This is a genomic window from Blastomonas aquatica, assembly GCF_014639875.1.
Classification (GTDB): Bacteria; Pseudomonadota; Alphaproteobacteria; order Sphingomonadales; family Sphingomonadaceae; genus Blastomonas; species Blastomonas aquatica.
The window spans coordinates 32,610-50,749 of record NZ_BMGD01000003.1 but is presented as its reverse complement, the minus strand read 5'-3'; the positions used below and the strand labels follow the sequence as shown (position 1 = coordinate 50,749).

Genomic DNA, 18,140 nt, shown 5'->3' with positions numbered 1-18,140 from the left:
GCGTGAAACGGCAGGAGATTGACTGGGATTCGCTGCCCGCCGCCGGCGACCTGTTCGGCGAGATGTACCTCGCCGAGGCGAGCCCCAAGCCGAACACCGAGACCCCGTCAGAACCCGCCAAGCCACGTGAAACCGTGTTCCAGGGCCTGGTGATCTGCGCCATCGCTGCTGCTGCTGCGGCCTGGCTGTCCGAACATTACATGTTTCCGATCATCCTGCTCGGGCTGTTGATCGGGCTGTCGATGAGCTTCGTCGCGCGCGATCCGCGCAGCCATATGGGGCTCGATTTCGCCTCGCGCACCTGCTTGCGCTTCGGCGTGGTACTGCTCGGGCTGCAGGTGACCTTCGCGCAGATCGGATCGCTGGGTCCCGAGCCGTTTGCCGCGCTGGCCGCGATCATGACCGTCACCTTTCTCGCCGGGATCGTCGGCGCACGGCTGGTCGGGCAATCGGTTTACACCGGAATCCTCGCGGGCGGCGCGACTGCGATCTGCGGCGCCAGCGCGGCACTCGCGCTCTACGGCATCATCGGGCGCGAGCGGGTCAGCCAGTCGCAGTTCGCGATCACTTTGGTCGTCGTCTCGCTGGCGAGCGCGCTGGCGATGTCGCTCTATCCGATTCTCGCTGAATATCTCAACCTGACCGACGAACAGGCGGGCTTCCTGATCGGCGCATCGATCCATGATGTCGCGCAAGCCATCGGCGGGGGCTATGCGTTCTCGCAAGACGCGGGCAGCTATGCCGCGATCGTCAAGCTGTCGCGGGTGGCGATGCTGGCCCCGGTGGTCATCATCGTCGGGCTGCTGATCGGCGGAGCGGACAAGTCGAGCGGCGGGGCGCAGGGCGGCCCGATCTGGAAACGCCTGGCGCTGCCGTGGTTCATCGTCGCGTTCTTTGGCGTGGTGCTGCTCAACTCTATGCTCGAGATCCCTGCCCCAGCGCGCGATTTCGCGCTCAGCATCTCGAAGGGCCTGCTGCTGATCGCGGTGATCGCCACCGCGATGCGCAGCCGCCTCGATCTGTTGCTCGAAACCGGGATCAGACCCGCGATCCCGGTGGCGATCGCGACCCTGGCCAGCCTGCTTGCCTCGTTCGCGGCAGTGATGCTGATCAGCTAACCGAATTTATTGGCGAGGATGTCGCCAATCGCCTCGGCATCGGTTTGATCGATCGGCGCGCCATAAACCTTGACCATCTTGGTCACCTGGTCGTGCCAGAACTTCTCCCCCATGCCGCGCGGCTGGGTGGTGATGTATTCGAGCGAATGGCATGCCGAGCAGGTCGAGACCACCAGTTCGGCGTCCGCATCGGCAAGCTCCGTTGGCGTCGTTTCCTCGGGCATCACGAACGACACCGGCTCGAGTGACGATTGCTGTGCGGGGCGATCCGCCAGATTGGCCCCCGGAAACACGGCCAGCACCCCAAGTGCCGCGACGACCACGAACGCCGTTACGGCGGCTGTCTGTTGACCCGATCCCATCACACCGCCTCCACCTGAACCGTCTCGACCACATTGCGCATATACCCTGCCGGCTGCCACGATGCCGTCAGCGGTTGCGTTTCGCCACCTGTGGTCTGCGCGCGCACCTTGATCGCGTGACGTCCCTTGGAGAGGGTCACGCCCAGCCGCCATTCACGGAAGGAATAGCGCCCGGCATCCTCACCCAGCCGTGCCGCCTGCCAGGAGCGGCCATCATCGGTCGAGACGAGCACCTGGCGTACCGGATCGCCGCCGCTAAACGCGATGCCGCGCAACTCGGTCGTCCGCGCGGCCGAGACTTGCGCGCCATCGGCGTGGCTGGTGACGAACGAGCGAACGTTGAACCCGGCGATTGGCACGGTCTTGTCGGGCTTGGTCCCCGGCTCGACACACACGCAATCATTGTCGGGAATGCGATACGCGGTCTTCATCCAGTAACCGTCAAAGTCGACATCAACGACGGTAATCTCATCGAGATGCTTGACCCAATAGGTGCCGAAATGACCCGGCACTACCAGCCGCAAGGGATAGCCGTTGAGGAATGGCAGGTCCTCGCCATTCATCGCGAACGCGACCATCACCTCGCCATCGATCGCATGGTCGACATCAAGCGCCTTGACGAAATCGGGCACGCCATCGGTCGGCGGGTTGTCGAGCCCGTTGAAGGTCACCTGCCGCGCGCCTTCGCGCAGGCCCGCCTTGGCGAGCAGGTGCTTAAGCGCAACGCCGCGCCAGCGCGCATTGCCCATCGCGCCGTTGCCCAGCTGTCCGCCGCCGACGCGCGGGTTCATGAAGCCCCGGCTGTTGCCCGAGCACTGGTTGACCGCGACGATCTCGCTGACCGGAAAATCGCGCTTCAATTCGGCAAGCGATAGCGACAGCGGTGCATTGACGTGTCCGCCAATCTTGAGCTGGAAGGTGCGCGGATCGATTTCCGACGGCAGGCCAGACAGATGATACCGCACGAAAAACGCATCGTTGGGGGTGATCAACGATTCACTGAACACCGCAAAGGGCGTTTCGAGCTGTGGCGGACGCGTGGTCAGCAGGATCATCTTGCGCTTGCCGGGCATTTGAACCAGCGGGCGGGTACCATTGCCGAAAGGCAACGTCACGGTGTCCAGCGTGTCCTTGGTGGTCGCGCCCAGCAGCGCGGCACCTGCCCCGGCGAGGAACAATCTGCGGTCAAATTCGGTCACGACGCCTCCGGCTGCAATCTTAATGCAACGCCCCTTTTTGCGCAGACCTTCGCGTATGTCCACCGCTAGTCATACGATGGCGATCTCCACTGCGCAACGAACAGGCGCAGCATGCTCAGCATTGCGGAGCGGGTGCAAGTACAGTCCGTTTTATTGGGCGGGCGGTGCAATCATTGCCGCCGTCAGAGGGCATGGGGAGCATGGCTTCAGCCAAGCCCTCATCGCTTCAATTTTTCGAACAGGTCGATCAGCTCGTTGAACTTCGTCCGCTGCTCGGCTGCATCCCCCGAGGCAATCGCATCGGAGACGCAGCAGGCAGCATGATCCTTCAGAACCTCGCTTTCGGCTTTGGAAAGCGCTGCCTTGATGGCCTGAATCTGATGCAGAATATCGATGCAATAGCGGTCATCGCTTACCATCTGCGAGACTCCGCGCACTTGCCCCTCGATCCGGCGCAGGCGATTGAGGATAGCGGTGCGATCCTTGGCCATGTTCACGCGAACCTTTCCGCTTGTAATACCAGAGGGGGGTATACTATTTGCTGAGCAAAGGATTTGCAATAGGTATGCACGACAGGTTTTCCAGACGATCGGTTTTGAGCGGCCTTGGCCTTGGAGGGGTCGGTTTGGGCGCATCCATGCTGGCGGTGCCCGCCTGGGCGCAGGGACACAACATGCACGGTGGTGGGCAAAGCCGGGGCGGCCCACGGATACCTGCAGGCTTTGACGAGGTGCGCGGGCCGGTGATCGATCTGTCGATCGGCAGTGGCCATCGCATCGTGCAGGGCAAGCGTGGCCCGGGCATCGCGGTCAATGGCAGCGTGCCCGGGCCGCTGATTCGGCTGACCGAGGGGCAGGATGTCCGATTGAACGTCACCAACAATCTGTCCGTGGACAGCTCGGTGCACTGGCATGGGCTGTTGCTGCCGTTCCAGTATGACGGCGTTCCGGGGATCAGCTTTCCCGGCATCAAGCCCGGCGAAACCTTCGTCTACGAGTTCCCGATCCGCCAGGCGGGCACCTATTGGTATCACAGCCATTCAGGGCTGCAGGAGCAGTCGGGCCATTACGGGCCGATGATCATCGAACCGCGCGGCGGAGAGCCGATCCCGGTCGATCGTGACTACATCTTGCTGGTCAGCGATTTCACCACGCTCGACCCGCATTTTATCATGAACCGGCTGCGCACCGGAGAGGGCTATTTCAACCGCCAGCAGAACACCTGGACCGACGATTACCCGATGTCCGCCGAAGAACGCCGGATGTGGGCGCAGATGCGGATGATGCCCACCGACATTGCCGACATCGGCGGCAAGACCTATACCTTCCTCGCCAACGGGCGCGGGCCGAATGGGGGGATGGAATATCTGTTCAAGCCCGGCGAGCGTGTCCGGCTGCGGATCATCAACGGCGCGGCGCAAAGCTTCTTCAACATCCGCATTCCGGGCCTGGCGATGAGCGTGATCGCCACCGACGGCCAGCCGGTGCGGCCGGTCGAGGTTGACGAGTTGCAGATCGGTGCGGCCGAGACCTATGACGTGATCGTCGAGCCGGGATCGGCGCCTGCCTACAGCATCGTTGCCGAATCGATGGACCGTTCAGGCATGGCACTGGCGACGCTGGCAAGCGCGCCGGGGCTGCGCGCCGATGTTCCCGCACTGCGCGATCCGCCGCTGCTGACGATGGCCGACATGGGAATGAACCATGGTGATGGCGGCATGGATCATGGCGGCATGGATCACGGGGCCATGGATCATGGAGCCATGGGCCATGGGTCGATGAACCACGGCACCAAGCCCGAAACCGGAAGCGATGCCTCCGCCAGCATGAGCATGGACGGAATGAAGATGCGCGATACGTCGCTGCTCCCGCCCGATGTCGCGATCGGTCCGGGGATCGACATGGTCTCGATGGCGCCGGTCGACAGGATGGGAGACCCCGGGCTTGGCCTGCGCGATGTCGAGCACCGCGTGCTGAACTACCGGATGCTGGTTGCGCGCGATGCCAACACGGATGCCCGCGAGCCCACCCGGTTGCTGGAACTGCACCTCACCGGCAATATGGAACGCTATATGTGGTCGTTCGACGGCCGGATGTATTCGGCGGTCAGCGATGTGCCGATCCGCTTTGCCTGGAACGAACGGGTGCGGGTAAAGCTGGTGAACAACACGATGATGGCGCACCCGATCCATCTGCACGGCATGTTCTTCGAGATGGTCAACGGACAGCCTGCCGCACTGCAACCGCGCAAGAACACGATGATCGTCCAGCCGGGCGCCAGCGCGCAGTTCGACCTGACCGCCAACGAGCCCGGCGACTGGGCCTTCCACTGCCACCTGCTGTATCACATGCACGGCGGGATGATGCAGACGGTCACGGTTGTTGGTCCGGAGGCAGCGTCTTGACGCGCGTGACCCTGGCCGCGCTGGCACTGGTCACGTTCGCTGCACCCCTAGCGGCGCAGGATCACAGCGCGCACCCGGCCGAGCCGGACCCGCATGCCGGGCATCAGATGCCCGCTCCGCAAGCTGCCGATCCGCATGCGGGGCATAAAATGCCCGCTCCGAAGGCCGCCGACCCGCATGCCGGGCACGCTATGCCTGCTACCGATCAGCCAGCCGCTGAACCCAAAGCGATGGATGGCATGGACCACAGCACGATGGATCATGGTACCGCCGCCGATGCTCCATCATCGCCCGGTCCCGAAATGGAGACGCCGCCGCCACCGGAAGCCGGCAGCGGCCCTCCGCGCGCGGCTGACGCGATCTGGGGCGCGAACGCGATGCGGGCCTCGCGGGCAGATCTCCAGAAAACGCATGGCGATTACAACCTGTTCTGGTTCCAGGCTGATCGCGCCGAGCTGCAGATGCGCGATGGCGCCGATGGCTATCTGTGGGACCTGCAGGGTTATTATGGCGGCACGACCGAGAGGTTCTGGATGAAGAGCGAGGGCGAAGGCAGCTTCGGCCAGCGCATCGAGGATCTCGAGGTCCAGGCATTGTACTCGCGCGCGATCGCCCCGTTCTTCGATCTGCAGGCGGGAATCCGTCAAGATTTGGCCGGGCCCGACACCACGCATGCCGTCATCGGTATCCAGGGTCTGGTGCCGTACATGTTCGAAGTCGATACCGCGCTGTTCCTGTCGCATCGCGGCGACATCACCGCGCGACTGGAGGCGGAGTTGGATCAGCGGATCACGCAGAGCATCCTTATCCAGCCACGTGCCGAGCTGAATCTATCGGCGCAGGATATTCCGCAACTGGGAATCGGTGCAGGTATCGACAGCTTCGAGGTCGGGGTGCGATTGCGCTACGAAATCATTCGCGAGATCGCGCCGTATATCGGCGTAGAGCAGACTTGGCGCGCCGGCGGCAGCGCCGATTTCGCGCGGGCCGCAGGCGAGGACACCAGCGTCACCAATTATGTCGTCGGCATCCGTCTGTGGTTCTGAACATCAAGGACAACATCATGCGCATTCGCTCAATCCTCGCTTACATCGCCGCCGGCGTCGTCACCCTCGCCCTGCCTTCGATTGTCATGGCGCACACCAAGGTGGTCGCCTCCACGCCCGCGCAAGGCACGACCGTGGCCAGGCCCAAGCAGGTCAGGCTGACCTTCAGCGAAGCCCTGCTGCCGCCGACCGTCGCGACCAGCATCGTCATGACCGCCATGCCAGGCGTGAAGAACCACGGCGAGATGGTCATCCGCAACTTCACCTCCAGCTGGTCCGACGGCAACAAGACGCTGACCCTGATGCTGCGCCAGCCGTTGCGCGCGGGTAGCTATGATGTCCGCTGGCAAGCCGCCGGGGCAGACGGCCACCGCATGACAGGCAAGGTCAGCTTTAACGTCAGCTGATCGATGCCCACCGACTGGTTGCACCCGGCGCTGCGTTTCGCGCAATATGCCGCTTTGCTCGGGCTGTTCGGGGCAACCGCATTTCACGCCTATAGGCTGCGAGAGCTGGTCGGGAACACCAGCACGATGCGTCTGCGTCCAATCGCCATCGCGGCGATGGCCGCTCCGGTGATCTCGCTGGCGGTCATGCTAGTCGGCATCGCCGCCATGATGGGCCAGCCGCTTTCCGAGCTGGAGCTGGAAACCATCAAGTCCATGGTATTCTCGACCCAGCCTGGCTGGGCCTTTTTGGTCCGAACCGGGTTGCTGATGCTCGCTTTGGCAGCGTTGCTGTCCATCAAGCCCATGGTGCCACGGCACATCGCGGCGGCATCTGGTTACGGGCTAGCGCTATCGACCCTCGCCTGGAATGGTCACGCAGCCGCGACCGAAGGCGCGCTCGGACTGGTGCATCGCTTGAATGATGGTCTGCACCTTTTGGCTGCAGGGCTCTGGATCGGTGCAATCTGCTGGTTCACAACACTGGTGTTTGCGGCACACCGCCACCCCGACCGCGCGCGATCCGAACGATTGCGAGTTGCGATGGAAGGCTTTGCGCCTTTGGGGATCACCCTGGTTAGCATCGTCGTCGTAACCGGGGTGCTCAATGCCCATTTCATCTTCGGACTAGAAAAAAGCTTGAAGGTGCTGGGTACGCCATATGGTGTGTTGCTTGCAGGCAAGGCGCTGCTCGTCGCAATCATGGTGATGTGTGCCGCCCGGAACGCGGGCCTCGTCAGGTCCGACCGCGGCGTCCGGGAAGAGGCAGCGGTTGGAAGCGATGGTTCACTCAGGGCGCTCAGGGCCAGCCTGGCTGTCGAACTGTTGCTGGCGACCTTTGTCGTGGGGCTCGTCGCCCTCGCAGGGCTCGCTTCGCCCATGGGATGAAAACCACGGCTAAAGCCCTACGAAGGCGCCAGCCATTCCGGCTTTGGCGAACGTTCTTAGACGGCCTGGTGGCTTATATCGCAGCCCCCATCGCGCCCACGCCCAGCAGCATCCACAGTGCCATCGCGACCATCATCACGTTTTCGGTGAGAGAGACGAAGCCGAGCGGAACGTTGCTGTCCCCGCCGACACAGGCACATTTGATGTCGCGCTTGTCGATATAGACCGCCTTGAAAACTGACACAGCACCGATGCCACCGATGAACAGCGCAAGTGGAATGGATATCCAGTTGAGCGCGCCTGCCACCATCAGCACCCCCGCCAGCCCTTCTGCGAACGGGTAGATGCGGCCATACGGCACCCAACGCTGCGCGAGCAGATCGTAATTCAGAAACATCGTCGCGAACTTGTCGACGTTCTGGAGCTTCAGCATCGCCAGAACGCACATGCTGAAGGCAATGAACCACTCGCCCGCCCGAATGGTGAAAGGCGAGCCATAGATTGCGTAACTCGCCGCCAATGCCATGAGCCCTGTCATGGCAAAAAGCACGATCACGGGTTGATAGGATGTTGCTTTGGGATCGGCAACGGTAAGGCCCAAGTAGCGCCGAAGGTCGTCGTGCCCCCCGATGCGCGCGCCGTCGATGAAAATCTGCGGGGTCGTCTGGACGCCATGTTGCGCCTTGAACGCGTCGGTTTCCTCGCGGGTGGTCAGCCAGCGGTCTTCAATGGTGTAGCCCTTGCGCTTCAGCAGATCGAGCGCCTTGAGCCCATAAGGGCAGATGTGTTTTGGCATGACCATGCGATGGACTATGGCGGTTTTCGCGCCCGCTGCGTACCGACCGGCGCGTGATAATGCGGCTTGTGTCATGGGTGTTCCTTCGTTGCAGATAACGTCACCCAGCCTATATAGGTTCCGTATCATGGTACGGAGTCAAGGCTTGAATATATTGACCATCGGGAAGCTAGCGGCAGCTGGCGATGTGGGTGTCGAGACCGTGCGCTATTATCAGCGGCGCGGGCTGTTGTCCGAGCCCGACCGCTCTGGCGGGATGCGGCGCTATGGCAGCAATGATCTCAGCCGCCTGCGCTTCATCCGTTCGGCCCAGGCGGCGGGGTTCACGCTTGAGGAAATCCGCGAACTGCTGGAGCTGGATGCGACCAGGGACCGGGCCAGGGCGCTCACCTTGGCCAACGCGCGGATTGCTGCGCTCGACGACAAGCTGGCCGCATTGCAGCGTGCGCGGGCTGCGCTGGCCCGGCTCGCCGATGCATGCACCAGCACATCGTCGGAGCCCTGCCCGATCATCACCGCATTCGAGCCGCCGGGGCATATCCCGGGCAGACCCTAGCGAGATGGCATCTTAGAAAGCTGCCTTGGAAACCGGCAATCTCACGCGGTCAACCGACGAAATTCGATCCAAACCTCAATCGAACCCAACAAACACAGCCGCTTCCTCGACGGACTTGCGCGTCGAAACCACCGCGTTTGCTGGGAACGTGTCGTCCGGCCAACCCAGCGCGATGCTCTTCATGATTACCTGATCATCCGCTATTCCGGCGTGTTCACGCACCACCGGCGATTGCATGATCCCTTGGCTGTTGATTACGGTTCCAAGACCCCGCGACCAGGCCGCAGTGACCAGCGCAGTTGCAACCGCTCCGCAATCGAAGGGCGTATCATCGCTGCCATCCACCGCACGGTCATAGGTGATGATGATGCACACCGGTGCATCAAACTGGCGAAAGCCACGCAGAACCCAGTCCTGCCGCGCCGCGGCGTCTTCGCGTGCGATCCCCATCGCGGAAAACAGTTGCTTGGCAACGCCAATCTGTCGGTCGCGATGCGCTCCGGCAAATGCCTCCCCGGTGCGGAATTCGCGCGACTGCGGCACCCCGGCCAGCATCCGTTCGGTATTGCCTCGCCGGATCCGGTCCAATGGCTCGCCGGTGATGACGTAGAAATTCCACGGCTGGGTGTTCATCGAAGATGGTGCGCGCATCGCCAGACCCAGGATTTCTGCGATCAGTGCCTGTGGCACAGCATCGGGCTTGTATCCGCGAATACTGCGCCGACCCAAAACGACCTCATCAAATTGCATGCAAGCTCCTTTGAACGTTGGCCATCGTGATGAACGAACTTGGCTGCGGTTAACAGCCCGCATCCGCACCACAGCACATCATTCAGCCGCCCGTCTGGGGCTGACGCCGGTAAACCATCACGCTCCCTTCCTGCACCAGTAGCCGGTAGTGCGTGCTGAGATACTCCGGCAGATCGAATCCATGCACGGTCAAATAGGCAATCGAGCGGTTGGCATCGACCACCACGAACTCAGGTTTTGACTGCCATATCCGCATGGTCTCGTTCGCCGGGACATAGCCTGCCGCAGCCATCGTCTGGATGATCGGGACGCGAACGATGTTGTCAGGGTGGGTGGCGATTGGAGATGGCAGGGGCGCGTCCAGATACCAATGGATCAGGTGATTGTGCACCGCCCAGATGGCCGGTGTGCGACCCCGGGTTTCCTCTCTGATCCGCTCGGCCGCAATCAAGATGTGATGCTGCTGCCGGACCGATGCCGGATCGGCCACAACCCGCAGCACCGACTCCCCCGTCATCAATATGGCTGCACTGACCGCAACGAGCGTCACACCGCTCGAGACCCACAGGCCTGTCGCGCTGTGGGATCCGAGCGCATGGAGCCCGATCGCCGCGAACACTGCTAGCAAGGGAATGAGTTGCATCCAGTAATGCGCATAGGCCGCCCCACCGCTCAGCACCGATAGCATCACGGCCAGCAGCATCACCCAAAGCAGCAGGTCGAAGCGCTTTACCTCGGTCTCACCAGGCTGGCTCTTGATCGAGACCAACGATGCCGCCAATCCGCCGATCACGGCCAGCGTGAACGAAATGAAGATTGCTGGCGCAATTGTGGTGGCGACGACGTATTGCGAAATGTGGGCTTGCAGCGTGCCCAGCATCGACAACTGCCCGGTCGCATAGGCCAGCGGCACATCGACAACCGACAGGATCAGCAGATCCAGCTGCCCCGCCCATCCGTAAACTGCCACGATAACTGCCGGTGGCAATAACCCGGCAGCGGCAAATACGAGGACTGCCGAGCGGGGCATCTGGCTTGTCCGGGCCATGCCTTCGATCAGATAATACACGCCTAGCATGATCGCCATGGGTGCAAGATTGCTGCGCGTCAGGATCGCCAGCGAAACCAGCAAACCGCTTCCCGCTGCCGCCCAAAGGCTGGCTGGCCGCAATATGGTCAGCACCAGCGACCACATCAGCAGCGCGATCGCTGGCAACTCCGTACTGGTGTGTTGCGCAAACTCATTGCTCGCCATCGCGACGAGCAGCAACGTGGCCATGCCCGCAGATCGAACATCTGTTCGGCTGCGCGCCAGTACGAAGCAGGCGAGCGCCGCTGCCAGAATGCACAGGTCGCCAAACAGCCTGATCGCCAGCAGGCTCTTGCCGAACAGCGCGATAATGCTGCCCAGAAAGATAAACATCATCGGCGGTTTGACATCGTACATTTCGACATACGGAAGATTGCCGGCCGCTACGTCCGCCCCCATCAGGATGAAGGTGCTTTCATCCCAGTCGATGACTTCTTGCTCTATTGCGCCGAGCTGCGTGATCAGCAGCAGCAGAAGCATCAAGCCGTACCAGAAAACGGGACGGTCGATCAGCGCGGTTTTCGCGCTATGGTCGTTGTTCCGGGTCTGAAAGGTTTCCGTCATGCTCGGTGCCCCTTGCGATCTGCGTGCCTATGGCCGCTGTTGGCGTCCAATAGCTCAGTAAAGTTAACGGGATTGCAATCTCACCGCGCGAAGACAAGGTACGCACTGCGAGCGTGTTGAAAGACTGTTTGGACAGAATTAATGACCGTCGACCTTTCCATTGTCGTACCTGTCTTGAACGAGCAAGAATCGGTTGCCTGTTTTGTCGATGCCGTCACTCCGATCGTCGAAAGTCTCGGTTTGCGCTACGAGATTATCTTTATCGATGATGGCAGCACCGATGCCACGGCGGATATCGTGTGTGGACTGCAGCGCAACGACCCGCATATCAGGCTGATCCGCTTGAGCCGCAACTTCGGCAAGGAAGCGGCGCTGACGGCCGGCCTGGACTTCTCGACCGGGGCCGCAGTGGTGCCGATGGATGTGGATTTGCAGGACCCCCCGTCGCTGCTGTGCGAAATGGTGGCACGGTGGCGCGAGGGCTATGACATCGCCTTTGGCCAGCGGGTCGAGCGGCGGTCCGATACCGGTACAAAGCGCGTGACTGCGGGGCTGTTCTACCGCGTTTTCAATAGCATTTCAGGCCACCCGATCGATGCAAACGCAGGCGATTTCCGGCTGATGAGCCGGGCGGCAGTCGATGCGACGCTTGTCCTGCGCGAGCGCAACCGGTTCATGAAGGGACTGTTTGCCTGGGTCGGATTCCGCTCGATCGCCGTCCCCTACGAGCGCCCGGCGCGGGTGGCCGGAACCACCAAATTCAACTACTGGAAGCTGTGGAATTTTGCGCTGGACGGCATTACCAGCTTTTCGACTGCACCGCTCAAGATCTGGACGTATGTGGGGGGCAGTGTCGCGCTGATCGCGCTGATCTACACTGCGGTCATCGTGGCCCAGACGCTGATCTTCGGTCGCGATGTGCCGGGTTATGCATCGCTGATGGTCGTCATTCTGGTGCTGGGTGCCGTACAGTTGATGTCGCTGGGCATTATCGGAGAATATCTGGGTCGGATGTATATGGAGACGAAGCAGCGGCCGATCTATCTGGTCAAGGACACCGCCGGGTTTCCGCCTTCCCAGGACCGTGCGGACGGTCAGTTTGTACCCCGTGACGCTGTTCGTGCAGCAGAATAACCCGGTTGCAGCTCTACCCGTCGGGCAGATCGTCCGCTTTGGAATTGTCGGTGTCACCGCGACGGCCGTGCACGGTCTGACGCTGTTTGTCTTGGTAAACCGAGGGCAGTTTTCTCCCACGGTCGGGACCGCCATTGCCTTCCTGTGCGCGGTCGCAGTGACCTATGCCGGCCAGGCGCTGTGGGTCTTCAAGGTCAGGCAGCACAGTCCAGCCAAGTTCTTGCGGTTCGCGTTGAGTGCTGTGTTCGGTTTGCTCGCCAACGTCGCGATCATGAAATTGGCTGTCGATGTGGCGCAGGTCCATTATCAGATCGGGTTCGCCGCTGCCGTGGTGCTAGTCCCTGCGATGACCTATCTGATCAACAAATACTGGGTGTTTGCCGACACCCCAGCACGCGATGGCGATCGCAACGAGTGATCCTAAAATCCGCTGCCAGCCAAATAGTCAGGGTTCAATCTGGGTGGACAGATCAGAAAAGACCAAGGTAAATCTGCTGCCGGCTTCGGGAAGGTTTTCGAACGCGATGGTCCCGCCAGCCTGTTTCATCAAGCGTTCGGCAACCGATAGTCCAAGCCCGGAGCCTTCCGTACCGGCTGTACCGCGTTGAAACCGCGCAAAGAGCCGCTCGACGTCGCTTAGATCGACCCCCGGGCCGCTATCTGAAACGATGATCTGGCCCGGCTTTGTCGCAACGACGATGGATGTTCCTGACGGCGTGTGTCTGACGGCGTTTTCCAGCAAAACATCGAGCGCTTTGGTCGCATTGTCCGCCAGGGTGTAGACCGCGAGAGGCTGTGCGGCGTCAACAATGATCGTCTGACCTTTCGACAATGCCAAAGGTGCAATCTCTGCCGCGCGATCGCTGGCGAGCGATGATAAATCCACCAGCGCAGGTGCCGGCGGAGCCGTGCTGTCAATCTCTGCGAGGGTCAGCAAACCATCCACGATCCGGCGAAGATGCACGACCTGCGCCGCCATCGCCGACCGCATCGCCGGGTCGGTCACATCGTCGACCCGCAGTTGCAACACGGCCAGCGGTGTTCGCAGGGCATGGGCCGCATCGGCGAGAAAATCGCGCTCGTTTGCATAGGCTGTCGCCAGTCGTTCAAATGCAACGTTGGCACCTTCAACAAGCGGCAAAACTTCGATCGGCAGCCCGGACGTTGCAATTCTGCTCGTGAGGTCATGTGGCAACAGATCCGCCATGGCCTGGGATGCGCGCGCGACGGGGGCCAGGCTGCGCCGGACGATGACCACATCGATTGCCATCAACAGGGTAAGCAAAGCTGCGATCGCGAGGGTCGCTACTATGGCCACCCCGGTGTTGACGTCATCAAAAAAGACCGCCGGGTCATCGAGGTTTTGCACAACGACAATCCATCTGGCTGGCGATTTCTGAGAAGGCCACACCACGCCGGACAACTGGACCGATCCCACCAGGCGGTGAAAGTAACGCGGCTGTTGGCTCGCCACCGAACCAATACCGGCTAAGGGTGCTGGCAGGCCAGCAATCGGGCTCACCTTGGAGCCATCGGATACGCCGAACGAGAAGCTTGAACCACCCCCCAACACCGCCATGCGATTTTCAATATCCAGCCGCCAACCATCGCCATTGGGTCGCAGCCCTTCGTCGATCATGACGGCGTAGGCGTTGAGCGTCTGATGCTGCAGGCGGGTGCTGGTCGTGTCCAGCAGCCATGCGACACTCCCTGCCGCCAGCACGGCAACCACCACCATCGCCAGCCCATGCCAAACCAGGATGCGCGCAAGCAGAGACTGACGCCGGACCATCATGTGGCAACTCTCAACAGATAGCCCAGCCCCCGCATTGTCACGATCTCAACGCCAGCATTGGCAACCTCAAGGCGTCTGCGCAGCCGGTGGATGGAAACTTCTACCGCATTCGACGAAAAATCTTCGCCCAAGCCGAAAAAGCACGTCTCAATCTTCGATTTCCGCACCACTTTGCCAGCATCGGTAATCAGCAGCTCCATCAGTTCCGTCTCTCGCGGTGTCATAGCCAAAGGGTGGCCGTCGATGTGCGCGGACCGCGTGCGACGGTCCCAGGCGATGGCACCGCATTGCAGCGTGGCATCGTATTTCGCGCTGCTGCGCCTCAACAACGCTTCGATCCGCGCAATGAGTTCATCGGCTGAGAACGGTTTTACGAGGTAATCATCGGCACCTGCTGCCAAGCCGGTCACCCTGTCGGCAATGGCCGACCGCGCCGTCAGGACGAGGACCGGAATTGTACTTCCGCGCGATCGCAGCCATTGCAGCAGCTCGAGCCCGTCACCGTCGGGTAGTCCAAGATCGAGTATCAGCGCATCATATGACCCCGCATCCAATGCCAGTCGCCCAAGCTCTTGGGTGCCAAAACGATCGGCGGTGAAGCCGGCCACGGACAACCGTGCATGCACCAGCGCCGCGAGTTCGTCATGATCCTCCACCATCAGCAATCGCAAATCAGGCTCTCCCTGTAAGGCAACGGTAAGCGGGATTCTGGCAACCGCGCCCGCATGAAAACACCACCAAGCCCCCTGCGAACACTGTCCTTCCTATCCGGGACAATCACGAAACCTGCCATAGCCCATCTCCATCGCTATGGTCGATGGGCTGCAATGCTGGGGTCGGCGATAGGCATGACCGCACCCGTCATCGCCCAGGACATTCCAAATGTGCCCGAACCGTTGGTGTTCGACATGGTCCGACCGCTTGGAGCCAAACGCGGCGAACTGGAAATCAATACGCTCGTGCAACAAAACCTTTCAGGGCCGGACCGGGCGGTCGAATGGGCACCGGAGATCGAATATGCCGTGGCAGATGGGTTAGCAATTGAACTCGAACTGCCAATCGAAGGGCTTTCCGTGACCGATTACAAAATGGGCCTGCAAGGCACGATCGGAACTTTTGCAGGCGGGCGCGGGATTCACGGGATACAATATCTGGGTTTGTACAACAGGGGCGACCGGCGTTGGGAAAGCACGCTGGTCTACATTGCCGGCTTCCGGTTCGATGATCGCTGGAGCACGCTGAGCATGGTCGGGTTCGGTGACGTGACCTTCTCCGGACCCAGCAACCGAAACCTGATTGTCAACCATACGACATTCTACAGCCTCACTCCCCAGTCACATCTGGGGGTGGAGATCAATACGCGGCGCGGTGGCGATGATTTCACGCTGGTGATGCCACAGGCACAATTTCACCTCGCGCGAGGCCTGAGTTTGCAAGCGGGGCTTGGGGCGGCTCGCCATAGCGGCGAACCCTGGCGTCCGCGCGCCGGCGCCCGGCTGATCAAGGAGTTCTGAGAGTCGGCGTAGTTTTAGCCCGGCCGCCTTCGGTCAAAAGAAGCCGACATTTTCTTCTCCAGCCCGCCCTTTGCGGCATCAGATCCGTGAACGCAGGCCCACAAGCCACAGCCGCGGTGCGCCTGGACGTGCTCCGGAGGGTGAGAAGCCTGCGTTGTAAGTTTCGTCGAACACGTTTTGGACACTGCCAAACAGCGACAGGTTCTCGAGCAGGTCGAACTCGGCCGATACATCGACCACAGTGCGCGCATCGATGCGGTCATTTGCTGCGATCGCCCCCTGCCCTGCGGTTGCACGTGCACGGCTGACCCAGTTCATCGTCGCGTTGAACCTGGCACGCCCGGTTTCGATGCCGGCATTCAATGTCAGCTGATGCTTCGGCTGATAAGGCAGCCGGTCATCGATCGATACCGCACCCCAGGGTTCGTAACCGCTGACGAAGTTCGATTGGAAGCGGGCATCGGTAAACGTGTACACCAACGCCACAGGCACCGAGATGCCGCCGTCTGCGGAGTTGCCGAAGGTTGTTCCGGCGAGTACTTCGACGCCCTTGACGTCGACCTTGCCGCCTTCGAACTGCTCCCCGATGTCGCAGTTGCCCCCGGTCGAAGCGGTGCACGACCCGACGAGGTTGGAATAATCGTTGAAGAACCCGATGACCTCCATCCGCACTGGGCCACGGCCGAACTTCAGTCCCGCTTCATAGTTCCACGATGTCTCGATGCTGACGTCCGAGCCCGGCGTGGGCGATGCGAACCCGCGGTGCGCGCCTGCGATCAAGCGCAGATCATCGCCAAGCCGCCACACCGCCGAAACGCCGGGGATGAACACGTCGACATTGCGCTCGGCGACCGCTGTCGGTATTGCGCGCACACTGTCACCCAACGCAAAGCGCGTCTGGCGCAGATCGATGGTTTCGTACCGCAGGCCAGGCACCAGGGTGATCGCCCCGAAATCGATGGTATCGCGGACGAAGAACGCCCAGGCCTTGGCATCGCCGATGCGGTTATCCTGGCTGCCCGGAGCACCGGGCGTGGTCAGCACCATACGGCCGTTGACGATCTGGTAGCGATCATCCTGCTGAAAACGGTCCTCGGAGTCTTCGTGATAACGCGCCGAAACCTCCAGCGCGTGGCGCAACGGACCAGTGTCGAAATTGCCGCTGATCACCGACTGGATGCCCGTGGATTGATACACGCGGTTGTTGTTGCGAACCCGCAGCGCGCCGGGGCGCCCGGTAAAGCCTTCGGCTCCGACAAGATCGGCAAATTGCAACGGATTGGCGGTCGGATTGGCGAGCACGTCGGCAAGGCTGCTCCAGCCGGTATTGGCTGCATTGCGGACATCGTTCAGCTTGTACCACGATCGCGCCGTATCGGTGCGATAGGCGATGGTGGTCAGCGTCACATCGGAACCGATCTTGCTCGAATGAGTCAGCTGGAAGGTCTCATGCGCAACGTTCATCACATCACGCTGGCTGGCATTATAGCGCCGGTTCGGATCGACCGCGAAATCGGCCAGCGTGATCCCCAGATAGGTTTCATCGCTGCGTTCGTTGTTCCGCTGAAACTTGAATTCCAGCGAGTGACGCCGGTCGGTGGTACGCAGCCCAAAGCGCAGCGTGGTATCGACAATCTCGAAGCCGGTGTCACCGCCGATATCGATCGTTTTGAAGCCGTTGGAATGCTCGTAGACGCCCTCAGCAAAGGCACCCATTTCAATGCCTGACGCCAGGCCAGACCAGCCGCCAACCCAGCCATGAAGCCGCTGACCGCCATAATTGCCGGCCAGCGCAGTAAAGCTGGCCGCCACTTCACCGGCGTCGACATCGGGGATCGGGGTCGCAAAGAAATTGATCGCCCCGCCTACGGTCGCTGGGCCATACTTGATCGCGGCGGGGCCCTTGGCCACCTCGATGCCGTAAATCCGCGCCATCCGGGGGAAATAGTAGATTGCGGGTGCCGAGTAGGGAGCAGGAGCCTTGAGAATGCCATCTTCCATGATGGTCACGCGGGCGCTGCGATCGGTTCCTGAGCCGCGGATGCCGATGTTGGGCCGAAGCCCGAAGCCGTCTTCTTCCTGAAGGAACACGCCGGGTATCTGGCGCAGGATGCGGTTCACATCACCATAAGCAAAAGTTTCAAGATCCTCGATTTCGAGCCGCTGTACGGAACCACCGATATCCAAGGTGCCTTGGCGCGATGCGGTCACGGTGATCAGATCGAGCGCCGGGTTTTGACCTGCCTCTGCTTCGCTGGCGACTGCCGGCGTTGCGATGACTGCCACCAGAGCTGAAAAACTGATTCCGCTAAGAAAACGCATTATGAACTGTCCCTCTCACTTTATGGCTGGCCCATAATGCAGATAAGACACAGTCGCAAGACGCATTAAGAATCATTCGCAGACTTGCCTTCAGCGGTGTCATCGCATAGCCACAGGACAGTTCCGGCGCGCCGCGCGCGGCGGGCTGACAATCAG

18 protein-coding genes are annotated in these 18,140 nt (G+C 61.3%); 9 read left to right on the top strand and 9 right to left on the bottom strand.

The features are described from left to right. The first annotated feature begins 2 nt into the window (after positions 1-2). Positions 3-1,118, top strand: a complete 1,116-nt coding sequence (locus tag IEW00_RS08255) for a YeiH family protein (RefSeq protein ID WP_229736906.1) — start codon at positions 3-5, stop codon at positions 1,116-1,118. On the opposite strand, the gene sorB is transcribed toward IEW00_RS08255, so the two are convergent. From sorB to IEW00_RS08240, 3 genes are all read right to left on the bottom strand, one after another. Next, positions 1,115-1,480 carry a SorB family sulfite dehydrogenase c-type cytochrome subunit gene (gene sorB / locus IEW00_RS08250; protein ID WP_188513939.1) on the bottom strand — a complete coding sequence of 122 codons (366 nt, stop codon included), beginning with the start codon at positions 1,478-1,480 and terminating at the stop codon, positions 1,115-1,117. The two genes, IEW00_RS08255 and sorB, sit on opposite strands and share 4 nt — an antisense overlap. Further along, positions 1,480-2,679: a SorA family sulfite dehydrogenase catalytic subunit gene (sorA, locus tag IEW00_RS08245; protein ID WP_229736905.1), complete on the bottom strand. Its 1,200-nt coding sequence runs from the start codon at positions 2,677-2,679 to the stop codon at positions 1,480-1,482. The genes sorB and sorA overlap by 1 nt, the downstream gene beginning before the upstream one ends. Positions 2,680-2,897: 218 nt before the next feature. Then, on the bottom strand, positions 2,898-3,170 hold the full coding sequence (locus tag IEW00_RS08240; protein WP_188514554.1) for a metal-sensitive transcriptional regulator: 273 nt from the start codon (positions 3,168-3,170) through the stop codon (positions 2,898-2,900). 74 nt (positions 3,171-3,244) lie between these two features. Between IEW00_RS08240 and IEW00_RS08235 the strand changes: the two genes are divergently transcribed. Genes IEW00_RS08235 through copD form a run of 4 tightly spaced genes read left to right on the top strand, consistent with a single transcriptional unit; the run spans position 3,245 to position 7,463 of the window. Continuing rightward, a complete protein-coding gene (locus IEW00_RS08235) occupies positions 3,245-5,083 on the top strand; it encodes a copper resistance system multicopper oxidase (protein WP_188513938.1) in 1,839 nt (612 codons plus the stop codon). After that, positions 5,080-6,129, top strand: a complete 1,050-nt coding sequence (locus IEW00_RS08230) for a copper resistance protein B (protein ID WP_188513937.1) — start codon at positions 5,080-5,082, stop codon at positions 6,127-6,129. The genes IEW00_RS08235 and IEW00_RS08230 overlap by 4 nt, the downstream gene beginning before the upstream one ends. Positions 6,130-6,146: 17 nt before the next feature. Next, positions 6,147-6,536: a copper homeostasis periplasmic binding protein CopC gene (gene copC, locus IEW00_RS08225; RefSeq protein ID WP_188513936.1), complete on the top strand. Its 390-nt coding sequence runs from the start codon at positions 6,147-6,149 to the stop codon at positions 6,534-6,536. A gap of 3 nt (positions 6,537-6,539) precedes the next feature. Further along, positions 6,540-7,463 (top strand): copper homeostasis membrane protein CopD, encoded by a 924-nt coding sequence (gene copD / locus IEW00_RS08220; protein ID WP_188513935.1) that lies wholly within the window; start codon positions 6,540-6,542, stop codon positions 7,461-7,463. A gap of 73 nt (positions 7,464-7,536) precedes the next feature. Here the strand turns inward: copD and IEW00_RS08215 are convergent, their stop codons facing one another. After that, complete coding sequence (locus IEW00_RS08215; protein WP_188513934.1) at positions 7,537-8,265, bottom strand: MauE/DoxX family redox-associated membrane protein; 729 nt, start codon at positions 8,263-8,265, stop codon at positions 7,537-7,539. A gap of 121 nt (positions 8,266-8,386) precedes the next feature. Between IEW00_RS08215 and IEW00_RS08210 the strand changes: the two genes are divergently transcribed. Then, positions 8,387-8,815, top strand: a complete 429-nt coding sequence (locus tag IEW00_RS08210; RefSeq protein ID WP_188513933.1) for a MerR family transcriptional regulator — start codon at positions 8,387-8,389, stop codon at positions 8,813-8,815. 75 nt (positions 8,816-8,890) lie between these two features. On the opposite strand, the gene IEW00_RS08205 is transcribed toward IEW00_RS08210, so the two are convergent. After that, positions 8,891-9,565: a nitroreductase gene (locus tag IEW00_RS08205; protein WP_188513932.1), complete on the bottom strand. Its 675-nt coding sequence runs from the start codon at positions 9,563-9,565 to the stop codon at positions 8,891-8,893. An 82-nt stretch (positions 9,566-9,647) separates the two neighbouring features. Then, on the bottom strand, positions 9,648-11,219 hold the full coding sequence (locus IEW00_RS08200; protein ID WP_188513931.1) for an ArnT family glycosyltransferase: 1,572 nt from the start codon (positions 11,217-11,219) through the stop codon (positions 9,648-9,650). Between the two features lie 141 nt (positions 11,220-11,360). Here IEW00_RS08200 and IEW00_RS08195 point away from each other — a divergent pair, with 141 nt between their 5' ends. Next, positions 11,361-12,353 (top strand): glycosyltransferase family 2 protein, encoded by a 993-nt coding sequence (locus tag IEW00_RS08195; protein WP_188513930.1) that lies wholly within the window; start codon positions 11,361-11,363, stop codon positions 12,351-12,353. Next, the gene (locus tag IEW00_RS08190; protein WP_188513929.1) at positions 12,328-12,771 is read left to right on the top strand and encodes a GtrA family protein; all 444 of its coding nucleotides are present in this window, start codon (positions 12,328-12,330) and stop codon (positions 12,769-12,771) included. The genes IEW00_RS08195 and IEW00_RS08190 overlap by 26 nt, the downstream gene beginning before the upstream one ends. 27 nt (positions 12,772-12,798) lie before the next feature. Here IEW00_RS08190 and IEW00_RS08185 read toward each other — a convergent pair whose 3' ends face one another. After that, entirely contained in the window at positions 12,799-14,148 is a 1,350-nt protein-coding gene (locus IEW00_RS08185) for a sensor histidine kinase (protein ID WP_188513928.1), read from the bottom strand. After that, positions 14,145-14,819 (bottom strand): response regulator transcription factor, encoded by a 675-nt coding sequence (locus tag IEW00_RS08180; RefSeq protein WP_188513927.1) that lies wholly within the window; start codon positions 14,817-14,819, stop codon positions 14,145-14,147. The genes IEW00_RS08185 and IEW00_RS08180 overlap by 4 nt, the downstream gene beginning before the upstream one ends. Before the next feature lie 177 nt (positions 14,820-14,996). Here IEW00_RS08180 and IEW00_RS08175 point away from each other — a divergent pair, with 177 nt between their 5' ends. Then, on the top strand, positions 14,997-15,662 hold the full coding sequence (locus IEW00_RS08175; RefSeq protein ID WP_188513926.1) for a hypothetical protein: 666 nt from the start codon (positions 14,997-14,999) through the stop codon (positions 15,660-15,662). Between the two features lie 78 nt (positions 15,663-15,740). Here IEW00_RS08175 and IEW00_RS08170 read toward each other — a convergent pair whose 3' ends face one another. Then, positions 15,741-17,984: a TonB-dependent receptor family protein gene (locus IEW00_RS08170; RefSeq protein WP_188513925.1), complete on the bottom strand. Its 2,244-nt coding sequence runs from the start codon at positions 17,982-17,984 to the stop codon at positions 15,741-15,743. Between the last annotated feature and the right edge of the window lie 156 nt (positions 17,985-18,140).